The organism is Bifidobacterium leontopitheci (assembly GCF_009193355.1).
Classification (GTDB): Bacteria; Actinomycetota; Actinomycetes; order Actinomycetales; family Bifidobacteriaceae; genus Bifidobacterium; species Bifidobacterium leontopitheci.
This window is the reverse complement of sequence record NZ_WBVT01000004.1, coordinates 109632-131871: the sequence shown is the minus strand read 5'-3', so window position 1 is coordinate 131871 and position 22240 is coordinate 109632. Positions and strand designations below refer to the sequence as shown.

General features: G+C 68.5%; 9 protein-coding genes, 1 tRNA gene and 2 pseudogenes. 4 read left to right on the top strand and 8 right to left on the bottom strand.

The window, feature by feature from the left end:
* A partial coding sequence (locus F7D09_RS11345; protein ID WP_226835877.1) for a hypothetical protein occupies positions 1 to 194 on the top strand: 194 nt, incomplete at its 5' end.
* Between the two features lie 1281 nt (positions 195 to 1475).
* Here F7D09_RS11345 and F7D09_RS02410 read toward each other — a convergent pair.
* The 7 genes and pseudogenes from F7D09_RS02410 to F7D09_RS02385 form a co-directional block, all read right to left on the bottom strand.
* Positions 1476 to 1549, bottom strand: a tRNA-Gly gene (locus tag F7D09_RS02410).
* Positions 1550 to 1636: 87 nt separating this feature from the next.
* A complete protein-coding gene (locus F7D09_RS02405) occupies positions 1637 to 2515 on the bottom strand; it encodes a biotin--[acetyl-CoA-carboxylase] ligase (protein ID WP_152233835.1) in 879 nt (292 codons plus the stop codon).
* A 60-nt stretch (positions 2516 to 2575) separates the two neighbouring features.
* On the bottom strand, positions 2576 to 3031 hold the full coding sequence (locus F7D09_RS02400) for a holo-ACP synthase (protein ID WP_452082087.1): 456 nt from the start codon (positions 3029 to 3031) through the stop codon (positions 2576 to 2578).
* A gap of 328 nt (positions 3032 to 3359) precedes the next feature.
* Positions 3360 to 7358, bottom strand: a pseudogene (locus F7D09_RS11720) (beta-ketoacyl synthase N-terminal-like domain-containing protein); the annotation flags it as partial.
* A gap of 86 nt (positions 7359 to 7444) precedes the next feature.
* Positions 7445 to 12830 (bottom strand): annotated as a pseudogene (locus F7D09_RS11715) (fatty acid synthase subunit beta domain-containing protein); the annotation flags it as partial.
* A gap of 79 nt (positions 12831 to 12909) precedes the next feature.
* Positions 12910 to 14559 carry an acyl-CoA carboxylase subunit beta gene (locus F7D09_RS02390; RefSeq protein WP_152233832.1) on the bottom strand — a complete coding sequence of 550 codons (1650 nt, stop codon included), beginning with the start codon at positions 14557 to 14559 and terminating at the stop codon, positions 12910 to 12912.
* The gene (locus F7D09_RS02385) at positions 14556 to 16475 is read right to left on the bottom strand and encodes an acetyl/propionyl/methylcrotonyl-CoA carboxylase subunit alpha (protein ID WP_152233831.1); all 1920 of its coding nucleotides are present in this window, start codon (positions 16473 to 16475) and stop codon (positions 14556 to 14558) included. The genes F7D09_RS02390 and F7D09_RS02385 overlap by 4 nt, the downstream gene beginning before the upstream one ends.
* A 375-nt stretch (positions 16476 to 16850) precedes the next feature.
* On the opposite strand from F7D09_RS02385, the gene F7D09_RS02380 reads away from it, so the two are divergent.
* Entirely contained in the window at positions 16851 to 17450 is a 600-nt protein-coding gene (locus F7D09_RS02380) for a biotin transporter BioY (RefSeq protein WP_152233830.1), read from the top strand.
* Between the two features lie 221 nt (positions 17451 to 17671).
* Here F7D09_RS02380 and F7D09_RS02375 read toward each other — a convergent pair whose 3' ends face one another.
* Positions 17672 to 18616, bottom strand: coding sequence for a biotin--[acetyl-CoA-carboxylase] ligase (locus F7D09_RS02375; RefSeq protein ID WP_376862877.1), 945 nt, complete (start codon positions 18614 to 18616; stop codon positions 17672 to 17674).
* A gap of 134 nt (positions 18617 to 18750) precedes the next feature.
* Between F7D09_RS02375 and F7D09_RS02370 the strand changes: the two genes are divergently transcribed.
* Positions 18751 to 21096 carry a DUF6020 family protein gene (locus tag F7D09_RS02370; protein ID WP_226835875.1) on the top strand — a complete coding sequence of 782 codons (2346 nt, stop codon included), beginning with the start codon at positions 18751 to 18753 and terminating at the stop codon, positions 21094 to 21096.
* 40 nt (positions 21097 to 21136) lie between these two features.
* Positions 21137 to 22024, top strand: coding sequence for a PucR family transcriptional regulator (locus tag F7D09_RS02365; RefSeq protein WP_152233828.1), 888 nt, complete (start codon positions 21137 to 21139; stop codon positions 22022 to 22024).
* Positions 22025 to 22240: the final 216 nt, after the last annotated feature.

Here is a 22240-nt window from a genome sequence, read left to right as displayed (position 1 = left end):
CCACAACGCAAACCAAACCACACCCCACACCCCCAAAACCACTGCAAACACTAACAACCACCGGCGTGTCGCAAAACCGGAAAAACACCCCCACAACCCCCAACACCAGCCACCACACCACCAAACAACAACCCCCCAACGGCGTGTCGCACAACAAACCGACAGAAGCACCCCCCCCCAAGCACACCAGCTGACGGCTTCCGGGGTTACGTTAAGAACAGTGCGTCTTGAATCCGGCGTTGGGTCTGCCGACATCTTGCGTGTCGTGGCGCAGCCGGTGTTTCGGGTGTCAGACCGGCGATGCGCTTGACTTTTCAGATTGACTTGTTCCATGAGCGGGAACAGGTCCTCGGGGGCGGGTGGCGTACGCATGACCCAGTGGCCGCGAACGGAACCGCCCTCTCCTGGCGCGTTTCGGCGTATCACGGACTGCTCCGGCTCATCCCGAACCATCCCGGCGCAAGAAATTACGGAAATACACCCCAGCGTCCGTAAATCCTCGCGCTGACGAATCCCCAGCGCAACAGATTACGGAAAACAGCCCCATCGTCCGTAATATCTTGCGCTCAGCAGCGGGCAGCGCAAGAAATTACGGAAACTCATCCAATCATCCGTAAATCCTTGCAGTGAAGGCCCCGTGACAACAGAGACCCGCAGCATCGCATCACCGAGACATCCGCGGCACCGTCCTGTCGTCGCAAGCACGACACCCGGCGAGGGAACACCTGCGGCCGGCCTGCGCGCCCGCGTGCCGCAGCATCACGGGGTCGGCCGATCTCGGCTACGCCCGCATACGGCGCCGGGTGCCTGGGTCGACGATTCGGGACACCGCCACGCATAGGACAATTGCGACCATCCAGCGAATCATCGAAGACCATCAAGGGACGGCGCCGCGCCGCTTCGCATACCGGCCATTGGGACGCGAATCCGCACAACCGCTCACACGGGCTCCCGCACCGCTGAATCGTGGGACAAGAACCCACGTGACCGATCACAACACCTCCTGTCCCACCGGCCATTGGGACAGGGGGCCAAAACCGCCGTTTCGAGCCTCGAGCCCCACGACCTATTGGGACGACAGCCCATGCAACCGGTCACGCGCCATCCCGTACCACAGAATCATGGGACAAGAACCCACGTGACCGGTCACAACACCTCCTGTCCCACCGGCCATTGGGACGCGGGACGAAAACGGGCGATTCCGCCGCCGCGTCCCACACACGGCAGCGGATCATCGACCGCACCGCGCAACACCGGCAGTGCCACCGGCATCACAACGGAAAAGCGGCGCGCGCCCGGCATCAACGCATACGAGGGCGGGTTCGGCGTCAAGAGGGGCTGGGCCGGACGCCCGCGCTCGACCCCGACACGCCGACGACACACGCGGATAAGACCCACGTTTCTTTACTTAACCCGGAATAACAGCGACAACGAAAAAGCCGGCAAACCATCACAACGGTTTGCCGGCCACAACGTGGAGCGGACGACGGGAATCGAACCCGCGTAATCAGTTTGGAAGACTGAGGCTCTACCATTGAGCTACGTCCGCAAGGTGTCGCTTTTGGCGACTCGAGCAATTATACACATGCCCCGTACTTTGGCAAGTCCCTCCCGCAGTGCCGGGGCATGAGCCGGTTCAGACCATCAGTCCGACGTCACCAGTACTCAACCGAACGACATCGCCGGAGCCGGTGCGCACGCTGATGGACGCGTCGTCGTTGAGCGAGACCACCGTGCCGCTGACCTCCCGGCCGTCGATCAGCTGAGCGTTGACTGGACGTCCCATCATCCAGCAGACGTGACGCATCTCCGAACGCAACCTGGAACTTTGGATCAACGGCATCTGCACGAACGCCTCCAGCCGGTTGCGCAACGAGACGGCAAGGCGCGCGGCGATCATGTCGATGAGGTCGACGGTGGCCGGCAGCGGCGTGACATGCATCTGCAGCGATGTGGAGCGGGGCGTGGGCAGGCGGTCCGCGGGCACGGACAGGTTGAGACCGACGCTGAAGACGACAGCGACGTCGCCGTGCGAATCCGGCGGCGAGGACACCTGAGTGAACGTGCCACCAAGCTTGAGCCCGTGGCAGTAGATGTCGTTCGGCCACTTGAGTTTGAACCCGCAGTCAGGGTCGAACGGCACCGCGCCGCATTCGTCAAGCGAGCCTTCGATGGCGTCGAGCGCGGCGAGGCCGGCGATCATGGACAGCCAGCCGTTGACGGCGTCATCGGTGGCGATGGATTCGGGAATCTCGGCGATGAACGACATGGCGAACGAGTCGCCGGGCACGCTCGCCCAAGGACGGCCGAGACGGCCCCGCGGGTCGTCCAGCGCGCCGGCCGCGACGACGGTGATGGCGATGCCACCGTTCTCGTCATGGGCGATGTCGTGCTGCCGGATCAGACGACGTGCTTCGGCATGAGTGGAATCGATACGCTCGTAGGCGGCGACTTTGCCGGCGACTTTCTCTGTCCTGAGAAGCCGCGGCGTTGCGACTTTTCGTAAAGCAATCATGGGGTTAACTGTACGCCGCCATAGGTGGATGCGCAAATGACGGGCGGGCGGCGAATTAGCTCACGACACAACGACAACAACGACGACAACAACGATCGCACTGGCGATGCCTTTATCGTGGCTCAGGGAGATATGCCATTGCGGCGTCCCCTGCGCACCTCGATCAGCAAGCGCTGGAATCGAGGATTGCAGCTGCCGCGCGACATCGTCGCGGAGGATGACGTGTGGGCGGCCGAGCGAATCATCGAGGATCTCGATGCCGCTCCATGGCGTGTTGTCAAGCGTGTAGGGAGGCTCCGCGGAGCCGAGCGACTCGCACCAGGCTTTAATCACCGCCTCCTTGCCGGCCCATTTCGCGGCGAGGTGCACGGCCTCGCCGTCATGCTTGAGCCGCGCGCGCAAAGACGCCTGCCGCACTTCACGCACCGAGAACAGTGCGCGCATGTGCGAGCCGGGTTGGGACAGCTGGTCGGAGAAGGCGGCGACGTCGACGATGTCATGGCCGAGACCGAGCAACGTGGAGCCGTGTGCGGCGATGTCGCGCAGGGCGTCGGCCGCTGAGGCGATTGCCGTATCGTCCGTCATGTTCCGCCTGTTCATCCGGTGCCGGTGGTGTCACAGCGGGTACCCACCCGCTGTGACACCACCGGTGATATCGCTGTTTTCCAAGATTATATCGTGGGTGTCACAGCGGGTAGGTACCCGCTGTGACATGAATCGCCACACGGGTGGCGCTCCCCCAGTCACGGCTTACGCCGCGACAGCCCCCTCCACCGAGGGGGCCGGGGGGCGGGCCGGCCAGCCTCCGGCTGACAGCGGCCCGCTACTGAGAACCGGAGAGCGATCAGGCTTCGAAGAATCCGGACTCGCCGAGACGGGCGTCAGGATTCACCAGCATGGCCTTTTCGACCTCGTGGGCGTCGTAGCGCGAACCGTCGGGCAGCTTGGTGCCGTCCTTGCGGAAGCGGCGGCCTTCGATCGGCTCGTACAGCGCGGCGCGACCCATCATGCCCTCCTCGAGTCGGCGCTGGCCGGCGGCGAGACGCGCGTTCGCGCGCTTGCGCCAGTCCGCGAGCGCCTGCTCGCCGTCCGCACGGGCGACGGCCGCCTCGAACGCGCCGGGGTTGACGACGGCGACGAAGCCGGAGACATGGCCGAAGCCGAGCGACGTGGCGAGCGCGGCCTTGACCGGCCCCACGTGCAGCGGCTTGCGCAGCCACACCATGTGGTCGTCGCGGCGCAGCTTGCCGTCCACGCAGTCGAGCGAGGCGTTCGCCGGGATGATGCCGGAGCGGAACAGCTGCGTGATGCCGTTGACCTGGAACACGCACGCGCCGCCCTTCGCATGGCCGGTGAGCGTCTTCTGGCTGATGACGTACAGCGGGTTGCCGTCCGTGCGGCCGATCACGTGGGCGAGCGTGTTGTGCAGCTCGGACTCGTTCGGGTCGTTCGCGTTGGTGGACGTGTCGTGCTTGGAGACCACGGCGATGTCGTCCGGCGTGACGCCGAGCTTCGCCAGGTCGTGCACGAGCTTCGAGTCGCGTCCGCCAAGGCCCGCCGCCAGCGCGCCGAGGCCGGGGGCCGGGATCGACGTGTGGGCGCCGTCCGCGTAGCTGTGCACGAAGCCGATCACGCCGGCGACCGGCAGGCCGAGCTTGAGCGCGATGTCGCCTCGGGTCAGCAGCACGGTGCCGCCGCCCTGGGATTCCACGAAGCCGCCGCGGCGACGGTCGTTCGCACGCGAGAAGAACCGTGCGTCGATGCCCTTGGCGTACATCTCCTCGGCGTTGGCTGTGGCGTTCATGTTGCCGAAGCCGATGACGGATTCCACGCCGATGTCGTCGATCGCGCCGGTGACCACGAAGTCGGCCTTGCCGAGCGCGATCTTGTCGGCGCCCTCCTCGAGCGACACCGCGGCGGTGGCGCAGGCGGAGACCGGCTGGATCATGTTGCCGTAGCCGCCGATGTACGACTGCATGACGTGCGCGGCGACGACGTTCGGCAGCGCCTCCTGCAGGATGTCGGTCGGGATCTCGTGGTTGAGGAAGCGGTCGAGGTAGAGCTTGCGCATCGACATCATGCCGCCGAAGCCGGTGCCCTGAGTGGAGGCGACCAGCGACGGGTGGATGGCCTGCAGGATCTCGACGGGCGTGAACCCGGCGGACAGGTAGGCGTCCACGGTGGTGACGATGTTCCACAGGGCGATCTTGTCGACGTCGCCGACCATGGAGGCGGGGATGCCCCACTTGACCGGGTCGAAGCCCTTCGGGAACTGGCCGCCTACCGTGCGGGTCATGGCGGCGCGGCGCGGCACGCGGATCATGGAGCCGGCGTGGCGGGTGACGTTCCATTCGCCGGACTCGTTGTCGCGGGCGATGGACGTGTGCGCCTCGTCAAGCTTGACGTATTCGCGGGCGACGTCCTCGGTGGGCACCGAGAAGGTGACGTCATGGTCGAGGTAGACCTCGACCTCCTCCTCGTCGGTGCCGCTGCGTCCGTTGTCGCCGCTGCGGTAGTCGTTGCCCATGCCGTCCTCGAACGGGCGGATGCCGGAGCGTGCCACGACCTCGTCGTGGTAGCGTTCGGCGATGTCCTCCTCGGGCACGAGGTTGCCGTCGGCGTCGTACCAGCCGGGCTTCGGGCTGTCCTGCCAGGTGAGCAGTCCCATGTTCCATGCGAGCTCGAGCACGGCGCCGGCCGACAGGTCGACGGATCCGTCGGAGTGGATGCCGAGTTCGGCTTCGGCGCGCGTACGGCCGGAGCCCCAGGGGCCGAGCTCGCCGATGGATACGATGACGATCTCGTCTTCGGGGCGCGCGGTCACGCCCTGCCAGTCGGCGAGGTCGACGTGCGGCTGCGCGGGGACGTGCGGACTGGGCAACGCCTTGATCTGCGTGGTCCGTCCGTTCGGATCGGATCGTCCGGAGTCTGCATCATCCGCGGCCTGCTGCGCGGCGGCCGCGGCGGCGTCGGCTTCCGCTTCCGCTCGCAGCGCCTTGATGTCGATCGGCTTGTCGCCGAGTCCGCCGGTCAGGTCCACGTCGAGCGGGGCCTGAGCCGCGGCGGCTCGCGCGTCGGCCGTGCACAGGTCGAGCAGTTTCGCGGCGATCTGCTGCGTGGAGTACGTGCGGATGCCGTGGCGTTCGACGACGGCGACCAGCGGGTCGTTGCCGCCCATGAGGCCGGTGCCGCGCACCCAGCCGATCTTCGGGTGGGCGAAGGTGACGCGGTCGGACCAGACTCGCTCGGCATGGGCGCGGTTGACGATCGCGTCGAACGCGGACTTGACTTCGCCGTACGCGCCGTCGCCGCCGAAGCGGCCGCGGTTCGGAGAGCCGGGCAGCACCACGTGCAGGCGGTGCTGCACGTCGGTGGTGGCGCCGATCGCGGACAGTCCGGCGATCGCGCGCTCCACGCCCCACAGCATGAGGCGCGCCTGCGATTCGAACAGCTGGCCGGAGTCGGCCATCGTGCCGTGCACGGGCGGGGCCGCGAACGGGAAGAACAGGGTCGGCTCGTATGCGGGCTTGATGATCGTGGTCGTGGCGCCGGACGTCTTCTTCTGCACGTTGCCGATCCACGAGACCAGCTCGTCGACGTCGCGGTAGCTGGACAGGTTCGCCGGGACGAGCCACAGCTTCGCCTCGCCGGCCGCGTGCTCGCGGTACGTCTGCTTGGCCCACGCCTTGATGCTCGGCTTGAAGCTGTGCGAGGTGGCGATGACGGTCGCGCCGCCGGCGAGCAGTCCTTCGACCACCTGCGCGGCGATCGAGTTGGGGCTCACGCCGGTGACCACGGCGATGTCGGCGGCGAAGCGCGAGGCCGCGGCGTCGTCGGACGCCTGCTCGAGCGCTTCGGCGGCGATGCGGCGGAACGCGCCCTGCAACGTCTCGTCGTCCGTCTTGGCGGCGAACCAGTCGGCCTCGTCGGCGACGGCCTTGCCGAGGCCGACGAACGAGCCGGCCAGCAGGTCGGCGTTGCGGTCGTAGAACGCGCGGGCGAGGTCCTCGCGGGCGGACGCCCAACGGTCGTCGAAGAGGATCGCCTTGTTCGCGTCGAAGCGCGGGGCGACCTGCTTCGGCCAGTCGGAGCCGAGCTCGGCGTCGACGGCGGCCACGACGGCGGCGTTCTCGTCCTCGCCGGGTTCGACCGTCGGCGCGGCGACGCCCAGCTCGTTCAGGACGTAGCGTGCGGTGGCGGCGAGCACGCCGTTCTTGCCGGTGACCTTCTCGGCGAAGGCGTCGAGCGCGGCGGAGTCGACCACCGCGCCGCCCGCACCCGTACCGGAGGAGGGCTTGGAGACGGCGACGCCCTTGGTCTGGGCGACGAGGGCGACCGCATCGTCGATGAGCTTGTCGGCGGCGGCCGCGTTGGCGGCGGCGCCGGTCGGCAGCTTGGCGAGGTCGCCGCCGCGCGAGCTCGAACCTTCGCGGGTGTCGAGCAGCAGCGCGGCGGTCACGGCCGCGACCCAGCCTTCGCCGAGCTGCCATACGCCGGTCACACGCTCGCGGATGTGCGCGGGCTTGACGCCTGCCGCGCCGAACAGGGCGCGCAGGCGGTCGCGGATCGCCTCGGAGAGGACCGGGCCGAACGGCTTGTAGTTCGGCGCGGCCTTGTTCACGATCTGGGCGAGCTTGGTGAGCGTCGCCTCGGCGGCGCCGTCCACGCTGGCCACGCCCAGCTCGGAGCTGATGTCCATGAGCAGCTGGTTGCGGCGCGAGGACACGCCGTTGGTGAGCGTGTCGGTGGTGTCGTTCGAGCCGATCTGGTCGAGGCGTACCTTGGCCGAGTAGGCCATGAGCACGCCGATCGCGTCGGCCGCCTTGAACGGCAGGTCGTCGACCGGTCCGGAGACCGCGGAACCGAGTTCCGCGACGGCGGAGCCGACCTGCGCGGCGGAAGGCGCGGCGACGGCGACAGCGGCGGGCGCGGCAGCAGGGGCCGGAGCGGCGGCAGGGGCAGGGGCAGGAGCCGCGGCAGCAGCCGGAGCCGGGGCGGCCTGAGCCGCGGCAGGCGCAGCGCTCTCCTCCGGCTCCTCGTCGGGGACGAGCGAGTCGGCGTCGGTCATGTACACGCGGCCTTCGTCACGGCCCACGTTGTACACGGTGACGTCACAGCCGGAGAAGTCGGGCAGGCGCAGCGTCTTGGAGCCGAGGTTCGCCAGAGTCGGCGCGTTGCCGAGGCCGACCTCGACGTACTCCTCGACGCCCAGGCCGCCACGGTTCGCCGGGTTGAACAGGAGCGCCTGCGTCTCGATCCAGCGCACCGGGGACGCGAACTGCCACGAGAGCAGTTCGGTGAGCAGCAGACGGCCGAGCTTCTGGTCGTCGGCGGCGTAGGAATCCCACACGGCGTCGTCGTCGAGCGCGGCCTTGATGCGCTCGGAGGGCACGACGTCGAGGATCTTCGCGGCGAACTCCTTGGTCATCTCGAACGGGGCGGCCACCAGGTTCGGGATGTAGCGGCCGACCAGACGGCCACGGTAGTCGATGTGCTGGGGCAGCAGCGCGTCGAGCTTGTCGCGGAACTCGGGCACGCCCTTGCGCAGCAGCGTGGAGTGGAACGGCACGTCGATGCCGGGCACGAGCATGAACGCCGGCTTGCCGCCCGCCTCGGCGGCTCGGCGGTTGGCGTCCGCCTGCAGCGCCTTGAGGCCCGCGATCGTGCCGGCGACCGCGTACTGGGCGCCCGCCAGGTTGTAGTTGACGATCTGCAGGAACTCGCCGCTGGCCTTGGCGACGGACTCCACGTACGCCTTGACGCCGTCATCGCCGACGCCGAACTGGTTCGGACGCAGCGCGCCCATGCGGTAGTTGGAGCGGCCCTGCGCGTCGCGCGGGATCAGATGGTGCATGGTGGAGCCGCGGTGGAACACGAGTTCCAGCTCGGTCTCCAGCGGGATGATGTCGGCGAACGCGGAGAGCGCGTTGTACTCGCCGAGCGAATGGCCGGCGAAGTACGCGGGCCAGATGTCGCAGCCGGCCTCGCGCAGGCGCGCGGTCTGCGCGTAGGCGACGGTCGCGAGCGCCACCTGCGTGAACTGGGTGAGGTTGAGCAGGCCGTCCGGATGATGGTAGGTGACGCCGTTGGCGGTGAGCTCCTTCGGGTTGTCGCGCACGACGGCGAGGATCGAGAATCCGAGGCGTTCGCGCGTCAGCTTGTCGGCGCGCTCCCACACGTCGCGTGCGGCGGGCGACTTGGCGCGCTCGTCGAGCACCATGCCCTGCTGCTGGATGCCCTGGCCGGGGTAGACGAACGCGGCCTTGGGTGCACGCACCAGCGCGGTGCCGCGCGAGACGAGCTGGCCGGCGATGCGGCAGGTCACCTCGAGGGCCATGCCGCCGTGGTTCACCTTGCCGACGCGTTCGACGCTGATCTCCACGACGTCGCCGAGCTGGACCATGCCGTACATGTTGTACGTCCAGCCGGCGATCTCGTAGTGGGCGCCCTTGTCGTCCACGGCCTGCACGGCGTGCTGGGCGGTGGCGGACAGCCACATGCCATGCACGAGCGGGGCGGCGAGCCCGGAGATGCGGGCGCCGCGCGTGGAGGTGTGGATCGGGTTGAAGTCGCCTGAGGTGCGGGCGAACGCGGTCATGTCGTCCGGCGCGGTCACCTTGACGCGGCGCAGCAGGCGGCGCACGGTCGGCTTGATGTCGTCCGCGGCGGGCGCCGCCCCGTATTCGGGAGCGTCGGCCGGCAGCGCGTCGGAGTAGACGCGCCCGCGGATGGCGAAGCGTTCGGTCTCGCGGGCGAGCACGGTGCCGTCGGCGGCCGTGTGGGTCACGTGGATGGTCACGACGCGGCCGGACGACGATTCGACGTACTGTTCGGCCCAGGACTGCAGGGTGACGGTCTCGCCGACGTGGCGCAGCAGCGTGTCCTCGTCCTCCTCGAGTTCGATGAGGTGGTCGAGGTGGACGGCGTTGAGCAGGCCTTCGATGATCGGGTAGCCGTTGACGCTCACGGAGCCGAGAGCCGCGTAGATGGCCGGCCATGCGGGGCCGACGAGCGCGTCAGGCGCGATGCGCGAGGGGGCGAGGTCAGACGGCAGCGCGCCGCCGGTGGCCGCCTCATGGTCGTAACCGAGGTTCGCGGAGAACGTGTACTGCGCCGCGACGGTGCCGAACGGCGCCTGCGCAGCCGGCAGCGCGGCGGCCTCGCCGGTCGCGACCTGCGGCATGGCGGTCAGCTTGTCGCCGGTGATAGAGGTGTTGCCGATGCCGGCGGTGGCGGCGAGCATCGCGTAGACGTCGCCGACGAGGCGCTCGCGGTTGACGACCGGCAGCAGTCCGGTCTCGTCCGTGCGCACGGTCAGCGGCACGACGATGTCGCGTACGGCGTGCTTGGAGCGGCCGCCGTCCGGATCGTCATCCCAGTACGTGTCGAGGTGGATGTCGAGGTCGTATTCGCCGGGCAGCGGCGTGCCGTCGGCGGCGAGCGCCGGCTTGATCTCGTAGTGCGGGTCGCCGTGTTCGGTGCCGTACGCCGGGTTGTGGGTCAGGTGGCCGACCCAGCTGATGTTCGGCGACTTGCGGATGAACTCCTCGACGTCGCCGGCTGCGGCGAGCTCGCTGACGGCGTTGCTCGCGGCGGCGCCGTCCGGCTGCGCGGCCTCGATCTGCCGGGTGCGTTCGAGCGCGGCGGCCTCGAAGCGGCCGAGGATGTGGGCGACCGGCTCGTCGATGGTGGTGATGCCGGCCACGGAGATCGGGCCGGGGATCACGCGCACGGCGTCGGCCGGGTACCGCGGGTCCTCGGACTGCCACAGCTGGTCCTGGCCCCACCAGCGCAGCAGGTCGTGGTCGATGACCGGCACGAACGGCATGGGCTTGGGGTATTCGCGCACGAGCACGGGGAACCACGCCTCGTCGGCGGGGGTCACGTGCAGCTGCGCGGCCTGCGGGTAGGCGGCGGCGAGACGGTCGATGGCCGCCTTCGGATCCTTGTCGACGTCCTCGACGCCGGCGAACAGCGACGCGAACCGGCCGGACTCCTGATCGACCACACGCGCCTCGATGCGCTGCAGCAGGTGCAGGAATCGCAGCGCGTACGTCGGGTCGACCCACGGGTAGGCGAGGTCGGCGAAGCGCTGCGCCCACTGGATGTAGGTCATGTCGGCGAGGTCGCCGAAGTACGGCTTGGCGGTGGCGTCGAGCGCCTTGACGATCTCGTCGCGGCGCGACTGCAGCTCCTCGGGGTGCTTCATGACGCGCACGAGCAGGCGGCCGCATACGGCGGAGGCGTTCTCCACCTCGTAGATGTCCGCGTGCAGGTGGCTCAGGCCGGAGCTCACGCCGCCGACCGACTTGCCGGACGGCACCCAGCGCTCCCCCGCCGGTGCGAACGGGTCGTCGGTCTTGTCGGCGTCGGCGACACCCGGGATGCCTGGCGTGGCGACGAGCAGCTTCTTGACCTCGGGGCTGGTGTGCGCCTCCTTGGCGGTCATCACGGCGGTGCCGACGAGCACGCCGTCGACCGGCATGTCGGGCAGGCCGTAGGCGCGCGACCACTGGCCGGAGATGTAGTCGGCGGCCCGTTCGGGCGTGCCGATGCCGCCGCCGGCGACGAGCACGAGGTTGTCGCAGGCGCGCACTTCGGCGTACGTGGAGGTCAGCAGGTCGTCGAGTGACTCCCAGCTGTGGTGGCCGCCGGCGGCGCCGCCCTCGACCTGCATGATGATGGTCGTAGGCGCCACGGCCTTGGCGATGGCGACCACCTGGCGGATCTGCGCGACCGTGCCGGGCTTGAAGCTCACGTACGGCAGGCCGTCGCGGTTGAGCTGCGCGATGAGCTTGACGGCCTCGTCCAGCTCGGGGATGCCCGCGGAGACGACCACGCCGTCGATCGGCGCGCCGGATTCGCGCTTCTTGGGCACGATGCGCGAGGAGCCGAACTGCAGGTTCCACAGGTAACGGTCCATGAACATCGCGTTGAACTCGACCGTGCGGCCCTCTTCGAGCAGCTTCTCGAGTTCGGCGACGTGACGGTCGAACACGTCGGCGGTCACCTGGCCGCCGCCGGCGAGCTCCGCCCAGTAGCCGGCGTTGGCGGCCGCGGCGACGATCTCGGGGTCGACGGTGGTGGGGGTCATGCCGGGCAGCAGCACCGGCGGCTTGCCGGTCAGCTCGGTGAACCGGGTGGCGATCTTGTCGCCGGCGGGCGTGTGCAGCACGCGCGGCGCGAACCGCTTCCAGTTCTGGGTTCGCGCCGGCTCGCCGTCCATCGTGGACAGCGCGGCGCGTTCGGCCATCGTGGAGGCTTCGACCACGCCGACGCCCGTGCCCTGGATCAGGTTGCCGACCAGCTTGCCGAGCGTGTTGCCCGGGCCGAAGTCGACGATCCACAGGGACGCCGGGTCGTTGGCGGCGAGCACGTCCTTGACGCGGGCCGCCCAGTCCACATGGTTGAGCAGCACTTCGGAGGCGAGCTCGCGGGCGCGGTCCGCGTCGAAGCCGCAGGCGCGCGCCCAGTCCACGGCCTGCTCGACCGCGTCGGCCATGAGCGGCGAGTGGAACGGCAGCGTGACGTCAAGGTATTCGAGCACCGGGTCGAACACGGCGCCGCCGCGCACCTTGCCGTCGCGCAGCGCCTGCTGGCGGCGGTGCTCCTTGCCGGCCTCCACTTCGAAGGCGGCCAAGTCCTCCGGGTAGCCGGACAGCACGTGGTTGTCGGCCGAGTTGGTGACGGCGATGGTGATGGGGCCGCGCGGGTTGGGCACGCGGGCGGCGAGCGTCTCGACCTGGCGGCGGGTCGCGCCGCGCACGGACAGCATCGGCGTGGCGCCGGCGTGCTGAGGGTTGAGCGCCAGTTCGCGCGCCTTGCGGGTGCCGGCCACGCCGATGAGCGTGGCGGTGGCGAGGATCTCGTCGATCTGCGCGCCTGCCGCCTCGATGGAGCCGGCGTCGATGATCGCGCCGGCCATGTGCACGCCGAGGATGCCCTGCGAGTGGCCGAGCAGCGCGGCGTGCGCGGAGTGGGCGATGTCGAAGCCGAGCCGTTCGGCGTCGATCATCGCGCCGAGCTGGGTGAGCGCGATGCCTTCGACGCTGGCCGTGGCCGACGCCGCGGCGCCCAGCTTGGCCGGGTTCGGCGTGAAGCCGAACAGGTCTACGGTGCGGCCGGTGGTGGCGAGCAGGTCGGCGGCCACCGGCACGAGCAGCGTGTTGGCGTGCGCCGCGTGGTCGCGCAGCGTGGCGTCCATGGTCGGGTCGGCGATCAGGTCGGCCAGGGCGACCGGCCATGGGGTGGACTGTCCGGCGAAGGCGAGCGCATGGGGCTCGTGGTTCAGCCGGTCAAGGAAGAACGTGGTCATGATGTTCCTATCTGTTGGTCTGGTGTTGCATAACGATGACGTTGACGCGGGCGGCTGCGGCCGGGCCCCGCGGGACTGATTACAGCGGCTGGTTGCCGTGGTGCTTGTCGGTGCGGCGGACGCGCCGCTTGCCGGCGAGCAGCTTGAGGGATTCGACGATGGCCTCGCGCGTCTGCTCGGGGTCGATCATCGCGTCGATCTCGCCCATTTCGAGCGAAAGGTTCGCGTTGACGATGGTGCGCTCGTATTCGGCGGTGAGCTTCGCCCGCAGCGCATCCACGTCCTGCCCCGCCTCCTTCGCCTTGACGAAGTCCTTGCGGTGGATGATGTTCACGGCCCCGGTGGCGCCGAGCACCGCGATCTGCGAGCTCGGCCACGCGAAGTTCATGTCCGCGCCGATGGCCTTGGAGCCCATGACGATGTACGCGCCGCCGAACGCCTTGCGCAGCACGACGGTGACCATCGGCACCTGCGCGTTCGCGTAGGCGTAGATGACCTTCGCGCCGCGGCGGATGATGCCCGCATGCTCCTGTTCGGCGCCCGGCTTGTATCCGGGCGTGTCCACGAGGGTGACCACCGGCAGGTTGAACGCGTCGCACAGGCGCACGAACCGGGCGATCTTCTCGGAGGCGTCCACGTCGAGGATGCCTGCGCGCACGTTCGGCTGGTTGGCGACCACGCCGACCGGATGCCCGTCGATGCAGGCGAAGCCGACGACCGCGGACGAGGCGAACAGCTCATGCACCTGTACGAACTCGCCGTAGTCGACGATGCAGCGGATCACGTCGAGCATGTCGTAGGGCTGACGGTCGTTGTCGGGCACGATCGAGGCGATGCGGCCGGCGACGTCGCGTTCGGAGCGCGTGGCGGCGTAGGCGTAGACGGGCGGCTCGGCGTCGCTGCTGGACGGCAGGTAGGCGAGCACCGTGCGCGCATAGTCGATGGCGTCGGCCTCGTCCTCGCCCAGATAGTGGGCGACGCCGGAGCGGGTGGCATGCACGACGCCGCCGCCCAGGTCGGTCATGCTGATCGTCTCGCCGGTGGCCGCCTTGACCACGTCGGGGCCGGTGACGAACATGTTCGAGTTCTCGCGCGTCATGATGATGAGGTCCGTCAGCGCCGGGCAGTAGACGGCGCCGCCCGCGCACGGGCCGAGAATCAGCGAGATCTGCGGCACGAAGCCGCTCGCCTCGCACGTCCTGCGGAAGATGTGGCCGTACTGGGTGAGCGCGGCCACACCCTCCTGGATGCGCGCGCCGCCGGAGTCGACGATCGCGATGATCGGCACCTTGAGCGAGATGGCCATGTCCATGAGATGGCAGATCTTGCGGCCTTCCTCGGCGCCCAGCGTGCCGCCGCGCACGGAGAAGTCCTGCGCGTAGACGGCGACCTTGCGGCCGTAGACCGTGCCGAAGCCGGTGATGACGGCGGAGCCTGCACGGCCGCCGTTGATGTCGCCGCCGCGGAACCGGCCGATCTCCTCGAACGAGCCGGTGTCGAGCAGCAGGTTCAGCCGTTCGCGCGCGGTCATCTTGCCTTTGGCGTGCTGACGGTCGCGGGCCTTCGCCTCGGCGTCGCGGGCTAGCTTGGCTGCCTGCACCACGGCGGCGCGCACCGGCTGGAGCTGCGGCTGCACCGACGACGCGGCGTCGACCGACGTCGCGATCTCGTCCAGGTCACCTTGTTTCATGACCTGTTTCACGATGGGTGAGTTCATGATGTCGGTCATCGCGCCCCGCCTTTCGTCTGCTTTCCGGACTTGTCGCCGGACGCGGCGGCAGCGGTCGTCGCGTCGCCCTTCGGCTTGTCCTTCGCCCCGTCGACGTCGAGCGTGACCAGCGTCTCGCCGGCCTCGACGCCCGTGGCGGGCGACACGAAGATCTTGTGCACCGTGCCGTTGACCGGCGCGTACACGTAGTTCTCCATCTTCATGGATTCGAGCACGACCAGCAGGTCGCCCTTGGCCACGTCCTGGCCTTCGGCGACGTTGATGCGCGTGACGACCGCCTGCATCGGCGAGGCGATGACGCCGGAACGGCCCAGGTCCTTGGCCTTGCCGGATTCGACCGTGTGCAGGCCGCTGCCGCGCAACGGCTGCGTCGGCCGCTTCGCGCCGCGCGCCCTGCCGGCTCCCATGAGGTTGTTGACGATGTCGCTGGGCACGGTGAGCTTGACGCGGCGGTCGTCGACCTCGATGACGAAGCTTTCGCTCTTCTCCTCGCGGGCCGAATCCTGACCGGCGGCGGGCGCGCTGAGCGATGCCGGCTGGCCGGCGCGCACGGTGGAGGGCTCGCGGCCCAGATACTTGCGTTCCAGCCATTTCGTGCTCACCGTGAACATCGAGCCATGCTCGGTGGTGAACTCGTCGTCATTGAAGATTCGCTTGTACAGGCTAATCGGCGTGGGCACACCCTCGATGACCAGCTCGTCGAGCGCGCGGCGCACGCGGGCCACGGCCTTCGCACGATCCTGCGCGGTGATGACGACCTTGCCCATCATCGAATCGAACTTCGGCGAGATCGTGTCGCCGGGCTCCACGCCGGTGTCGATGCGCACGCCGGGGCCGGACGGCCAGACGATGCGCTCCAGGGTGCCTGCGGACGGCGTGAGGTTCGTGGCCGGGTCCTCGCTGGTGATGCGCAGCTCGAAGCTGTGGCCGCGCGGGGTCGGGGCCGGCGTGAGATGCCCGCCGTCGGCGATGGTGATCTGCTCGCGCACCAGGTCGAGGCCGCACACCTCCTCGCTGACCGTATGCTCGACCTGCAGACGCGGGTTGACCTCCAGGAAGTACACCTTGCGCTGCGGGGTGACCATGAACTCGCAGGTGCCCAAGCCGATGTAGTCGACCTTGTTGAACAGGCTGCGCGAGTACATCTCCAGCTGGCTGGTCACCTCGGCGGGCAGGAACGGCGCGGGCGCCTCCTCGATGAGCTTCTGGTTGCGCCGCTGCACGGAGCAGTCGCGCGTCGAGTACACGGTGAACGAGCCGAAGCGGTCGCGGCCGCACTGGGTCTCCACGTGCCGCGCCTTGTCGATGAACTTCTCGATGAAGTACTCGTCCAGGTCGCCGCCCTGCATCGCGTCATGGTTCATGAAGAACCGGCGCATGCCGTCGTCGTCGCGCACGACGGTGATGCCGCGTCCGCCGCCGCCGTCGGTGCGCTTCATCATCACCGGATAGCCGTACGTGTGGGCGAAGTCCAGCAGCGTGCGCAGCTCGCGCACCGGTTCGCTCACGCCCGGCACCGGCGGCACCTGCGCGGCCTTGGCGACGCGGCGCGCGGTGATCTTGTCGCCGAGGTCGACGAGCGCCTGCGGGTGCGGTCCGACCCAGATGGCGCCGGCCTGCTCGACCTTGCGGGCGAAGTCCGGCACTTCGGAAAGGAAGCCGTAGCCGGGGTGCACGGCGTTCGCGCCGGAGCGGTGGAGGATGTCGACGAGCAGGTCCTCGTTGAGATACGTGTCCTTGTAGGTGTCGCCGGGCAGCAGATACGCCTCGTCCGCGAGTTCCACGTATTGCGCGGAACGGTCCTGTTCGGCGTACACCGCGACCGTGGCGATCCCCATTTCGTGTGCGGTCCTGATGACGCGCATCGCGATCTCGCCACGGTTGGCGACCAGAAGTTTCCTGACGATATTGCACATATGCTCCACTATCGCCATTGACGGCCCGATCATGCCGCCGGTGTCTCAACAAAATCGGCATCGATATTTTGTAGGGGCGAGACAAACGGTCGCGTAGGTTCCGGGGGCGTAGCTTTCGCTGCCGTAACCTTCGCCGGCGTAACCGGACATGTCCCACAAAAAGCCGGACGGGTTTTTGTGCGTTCCCGTCATGACGGTCCGCGCGGCGCGGTCCTACGATGGGCAATCGTCAACGCCGGCAGCCGACGTGACCGGTCACCGACCGGCATGTACCCCCGCCGGCAGGTCCACGCCCCAGCACGGCTCCCCCGCCTCACGGCGCCGGCGCCGCCCGTCTGGCGGGACGTCTTCGTATCAACCGAGAAGGGAATGCCCATGTCCACCCGTTCTTCCGCCGTCGCCTCGCTGCACGGCCGCGCGCTCGCCGCCTACCTCGCCAAGCCGCTCATGTTCACCGTGCTGATCTGGCTGTCCGCCGCGGCCGGCGAGGTGCCGATCCCCGGCACGCCCGTGCCGATCACGCTGCAGACCTTCATGGTGATGCTCGCCTCGCTGATGCTCGACTGGCGTCAGGCCGCCGGTTCGGTGGCCCTGTATCTGGCCGCCGGCGCGGCCGGGCTGCCGGTGTTCGCCGGCGGCGCCTCCACCGCCGCGCTGTTCGGGCCGAGCGCCGGATTCCTCATCGGATTCCTGCCGGGCGCCGTCGTGACCGCACTGCTCAAGGGTCGCGGCGCCAAGCGCGCCGACGGCTCGCGCACCGGTCTCGCCGGCACGCTGCTGGCCGCGCTGCGATACTTCGGCGCGTCGCTCGCCGGCGGCGTGGTCGTCGTCTATGCGTTCGGATTCGTGCTGCAGTCGGCGCTCACGCACACGCCGATCACCGTCGTGGCGGTCGCGTCGATGGGCTTCGTCATCGGCGACATCATCAAGGCATCCATCGCCTCCCTCGCCGCCGCCGGCCTGTCGCGCCTGTGACGGCCGCTGCAGCCGTAGTCATCAACCGCAAGACTCCCGGTTTTCTCCCATTTTGCAAGGCCAAAGTGGGAGAAAACCGGGAGTTGGCATTCGTGACTCCGGGTTTTCTCCCATATACGGACTCCGGAATGGGAGAATATCGGGAGTTCAATATCAAGACTCCCGGTTTTCTCCCATTTCGTAGGGCCGAAGTGGGAGAAAACCGGGAGTCGATGTCCTGATCAGGCCGGCAGCACGCCGACGTCCCCCGTGTGCACGTCATGGTCGGCGCCGTCGTCGCCGCGCACCTGCAATGACGCATCCTCATTGAGCCCGATTGCCGTGCCGGTCAGCGTACCGCCGTCGACGAACGTCACCTCGACGCGACGGCCCAGCGTCCACAGCAACGGCAGCGCCTCGTCACGGATCGCCGGCGCCGCCCCCGCAGGGTCGGCCACGAACGCGGCCAGTCGGGAACGCAGCGACTTGGCGAGGCGGGCCGCGACGATATCGCGAATCTGGCTCACCGGCGGCAGGCCCTCCACGTGCATCTGCAGCGAGGTCGACTGCGGCGTCGGCAGCTGGGCCGCGTGCAGCCCCAGGTTGATGCCGATGCCGATCACCAGCGCCACGTTGTCGTCAGCCACGTTGTCATCAGCCACGTCTTCACCGGCAACGTCACCGTCAAGCGGCACCATCTCGGTCAGGATGCCGCCCAGCTTGAGCCCATGACAGTACAGGTCGTTCGGCCATTTCAGCGTCAGACGGCACTCCTCGGGGTCGACGCGACGCGCGCCGCACTCCCCCAGTCCGCCGTCCAATGCCTCGAGCGACGCCAGTCCGGCGATCACCGTCAGCCATCCGTTCACCGCAGGGTCGGTCAGCACGCAACGCGGCAGCACCGTGACGAACGAGCCGGTGAACGACGCACCGGGCTCGCTCACCCACGTGCGTCCCAGCCGCCCGTGCCCCGCGGTCTGCACATCGCAGAACACCGCGTCCATGGCCAGCTTCGGCGGCCGTCCCTCACCGTCATCCTGCGGCGCGTGCACCGGCAGTTCGCCGTCGCGCAGCATCCTTCGGGCCAGCGCGTTCGTGGAATCGGCCTGCGCCACCGACACCACATGGTCCGCCGCCTGCTCGGTGAGCGGCAGGTACGGCGCCATTCCTCTTCTTCGTACAGTCAACATAGGTTCCTCTCTTGCCCAGCTAACGCCGCCTCAGCCTAGCCGAGCCGCGGCGGAAACGCCAGACGGCATCCGAAAAGCGAACAGGCCGCCAGCCGGCGGGCGCCGCTCCTCTGAGCTGTACAATGGCCTGCATGACCCACACCCGCCGACAGCAGCACCCAAGCCGGGAATCCGGCAACGCCCGCGACGACCGCAGCGTCGTGCGTGACGTCGCCGACCGCCATGACGTTGCGTCAGACAGCGTCACGTCGGACAGCGTCTCATCGGACAACGTCTCATCGGACAACGTCTCATCGGACAACGTCTCATCGGACAACGTCTCATCAGACAACGTCTCATCAGACAACGTCACGTCGCGCAACACGGCACCGAGCGACGCCGCACGCCGTCCGCACACGCACGCGCGTTCCGTCGTCGCACCGGCCGCCGCGGCCGCACGCTGGGCGCTCGCCGTCGCCGCCTGCCTGTGGATCGCCCTATGCGTGGCCGTCGGGCCGATCTACTGGGCGGATGACTCCATCGCCGACTTCGGGCCGCTGAACTGGCTGTACGGTCTGATCGCGTTCGGCATCGCGCTCGGCATCATCATCGCCTCGGTGCGCTGGGCTCGCGGCATCCCAATCTTCGGCTGGGCGAGCGGACCGGACGGGCTGCGCGTCCGCCGCATCATGCCGGAACGTGTGCGGCAGACGACGATGCGCATCGCCGTCTCGCCGTTCGGCTCCGCGCTGCGCACGGCCGGCCGCCTGTGGGTGCGCGCCACCGACCGCTGGTGGAAGATCGTGCTGATCGTGTTCATCGGCTGGCTGTGGGTGCCGACGACGCTGGTCACCGCGTTCGGCGCGGACATCCGCTCGCAGGCGCGCGAGTTCAGCTGGGCGTGGAACCAGTGGACCGGCATCAAACAGCCGTACATCGGCTTCTTCTCGTTCGTGCCGATGGACATCTACCCGACCGCGCATTACATTTGGCCGGCCGACCCCACGTATCTGACCGACCAGCACAACATCATCCTCACCGTGTTCTACGGGGCGGTGCTGGCGGTGTCACGCTACTTCACCGAGTCGAACGACCCCGGTTTCGTGGTGCTGTCGGCGTTGCAGTTCCTGTTCGCCGTGTTCTGCGTCTCGGCGACGATGCACCGGTTCTTCAACCTGCCATGGCTGGGGTTCGGCTCGCGCGCCGAGGCGGCGGCCGATTTCGCCGATCCGCAGCGTCGCGCGATGACGCTGGGCGGCCCGCACGACCCGTTGCACCCCGAACGCGGGGAGTCGCGCTGCTGGTGGCGCACCCACGGCCGTGTGCTGCCGACGGGCGCGGCAGGCTGGTTCGCCAGGCTCACGATCATGCTGTTCTTCATGCTGTGCCCGCTGGTGGTGTTCTCGACGATCTCGCTGACCAAGTCGCCGCTGTTCGCGTTCGCGTTCGTGTGGGCGTTCGGCGTGTGGTACGAGCTGCTGCGCACGCAGCGCGACAAGCCGGACGCGGTGCTGCATCTGCGCGGCCGCAGCCTTGCGGCGATGACGGTGGCGAGCGTGGTGATGCTGGCGAGCGCGAAGTACGCCTGGTACATCCTGCTGTTCGAGATCGTGCTCGCGCTGTTCGCCGACCGCCGGCGTTGGGGCGTGTATGCGGTGTCGCTGCTGCTGCCGGTCGTCATCCTGCATGGCGGCGTGGTGATGCTGACCGCGTCCGGGGCGATCATCGGCGGCGATCCGATCGAAAGCCACGGCGTGCAGCTGCAGCAGATCGCGCGCATCGCCAAGCGCAACCCGCAGAGCATTCCGCTGACCGCGCGCGAGGAGATCTCGTCGATTTTCAACCTCGATCAGATGGCCGACGCGTACTTCCCGCAGGACGCCGATCCGGTGAAGTCGTCGGGCATCCAGTCGAAGAAGGTGAGCTACCGCTGGCGGTCGGTCACCGCCGCGGACATGCGCAGGTTCAACGACGCCTGGTGGAGCATCGTCAAGGCCGACCCGATCACCGCGATAGATGCGCTGCTGGCCAAGTGCTTCGGCTATTTCAACCCCACCGACCAGCCGTACGTGGCGATGGACTACTACGTGACCAACGACTATGTGCAGGAGCAGACCGACCAGATCAAGAACTGGTGCCGCCAGTGGCGGGCGGCCATCGGCGGCGGCGCGCACCAGTTCGGCGAGATCCCGGTGGTCGGCTGGGTGACGCACGGCAACCTGTACGTGACGCTGATGCTGCTGACGGGCGCGGCCGAAGTGGTGCTGCGTCGTTGGCGTACGCTGGCGGTGCACCTGCCGATGCTGCTGTTCATGGGCGTGATGATCACGGCTCCGGCGAACAATTTCGAGCGGCACATGCTGCCGGTGGCGTTCACGTTCGGTTTCGTACTGCTCACGTTCTGGCGTGAGTCCCAGGCCGAGCGGCGGGCCGCGGCGGCCGCGTGGATGCCTGAGGGACGTTCGGCGGCGACGCTCGCTCGCGGCGGCGTACAGTGACGGCGACGTGTGACGACGGCGTGTGAGCGGTTACGCTGCTATGCTGAATGACATGACTGATTGGGTGGGCATGGGACATTCGTCTGTTGATTTTCTGGAGTTGCTGAACCGTGGTTCGGCCGACGACGACGCCGATACGCGGCTGGAGTCGGTCGCGTTCGCCTGCCTGGCCAACGGACTGACGGACGCGCGTGCCGCGGCGATCCTGGGGATGCTCGGCTTCGACGACGACTTCCTGTGCTTTGCGGTCGGCGGCACCCCGCTGCATACGACCGCTGGCACGCGTGCGGCGCTGCACAAGACCGTGCGTGACCTTGGCGGCGGCCCGTGCGTCACGGGAACGATCGGCGGCTTGTGCATCGCCATGATCACGCCTCGCGCTGCGGTCACGCCGGATGTGACCTGCACGAACGCCATGCCCGCGTTCGACCCCAAATCACCCGTGTGCCTGTCGCCGTTGCGCCGTGGCGTGACGGGTGCGGCGCGGGTCGTGCGCGCGGTGGTCACGTCGATCGCCGCGGCGCCGGCGCTGGCCAAGGTGCCGCGGCCGATGCGCGCCGACGATGTGCTGCCGGAGCGCGCGCTGCTGGGTGACGAGGATGCGGCCGATGAGCTGGTCGACACCGTGTACGCGAGCCTGACCGCCGCGGGGCCGGACGATCCGACGTTGGAGACGGTCTCCGCGTTCCTCGGCAACGGTGGGTCGCTTGAGACGTGCGCCAAGGAGCTGAGCGTGCACCCGAACACCGTGCGCTATCGGCTCAAGCGCGCCGCGGAGACGACCGGCTGGGATGCGACCGACGCGCGTGAGGCCTACGTGCTGCGTACGGCGATCGCTTTGGGGCGGATGCGGCAGACGGGAACGGCCGGTGCGAAGGCGCCGTCGGTCGGCGCGGCCGGAACCGCCGGAGGACGGCAGCGCGGCTGAGCGGACGGCCACGCACGCTGCCGTGCGTTGCGGTACTCGGGCGTCGCAACATCGCAGGGCCGCAACGTCTCAATGCCGCAAGGTCGCAAGGTCGCAGCTCGTGCCGGCTATCCTGGTCATCACTTGAGCGACGCGTCGTTGCGTCGTCACATCGTCGCCGTATCCGGTCAGCTGACGTCGCCGGTACCGTAACCGACACCCATATGCAATGGTCCC

Bases quoted from the DNA above. Each gene is read 5' to 3' on its own strand.
- F7D09_RS02380 (WP_152233830.1), top strand. From the start codon at position 16,851: ATGTCCACCCGTTCTTCCGCCGTCGCCTCGCTGCACGGCCGCGCGCTC.
- F7D09_RS02385 (WP_152233831.1), bottom strand. From the start codon at position 16,475: ATGTGCAATATCGTCAGGAAACTTCTGGTCGCCAACCGTGGCGAGATC.
- F7D09_RS02405 (WP_152233835.1), bottom strand. From the start codon at position 2,515: ATGATTGCTTTACGAAAAGTCGCAACGCCGCGGCTTCTCAGGACAGAG.
- F7D09_RS02390 (WP_152233832.1), bottom strand. From the start codon at position 14,559: ATGACCGACATCATGAACTCACCCATCGTGAAACAGGTCATGAAACAA.
- F7D09_RS02365 (WP_152233828.1), top strand. From the start codon at position 21,137: ATGCTGAATGACATGACTGATTGGGTGGGCATGGGACATTCGTCTGTT.
- F7D09_RS02370 (WP_226835875.1), top strand. From the start codon at position 18,751: ATGACCCACACCCGCCGACAGCAGCACCCAAGCCGGGAATCCGGCAAC.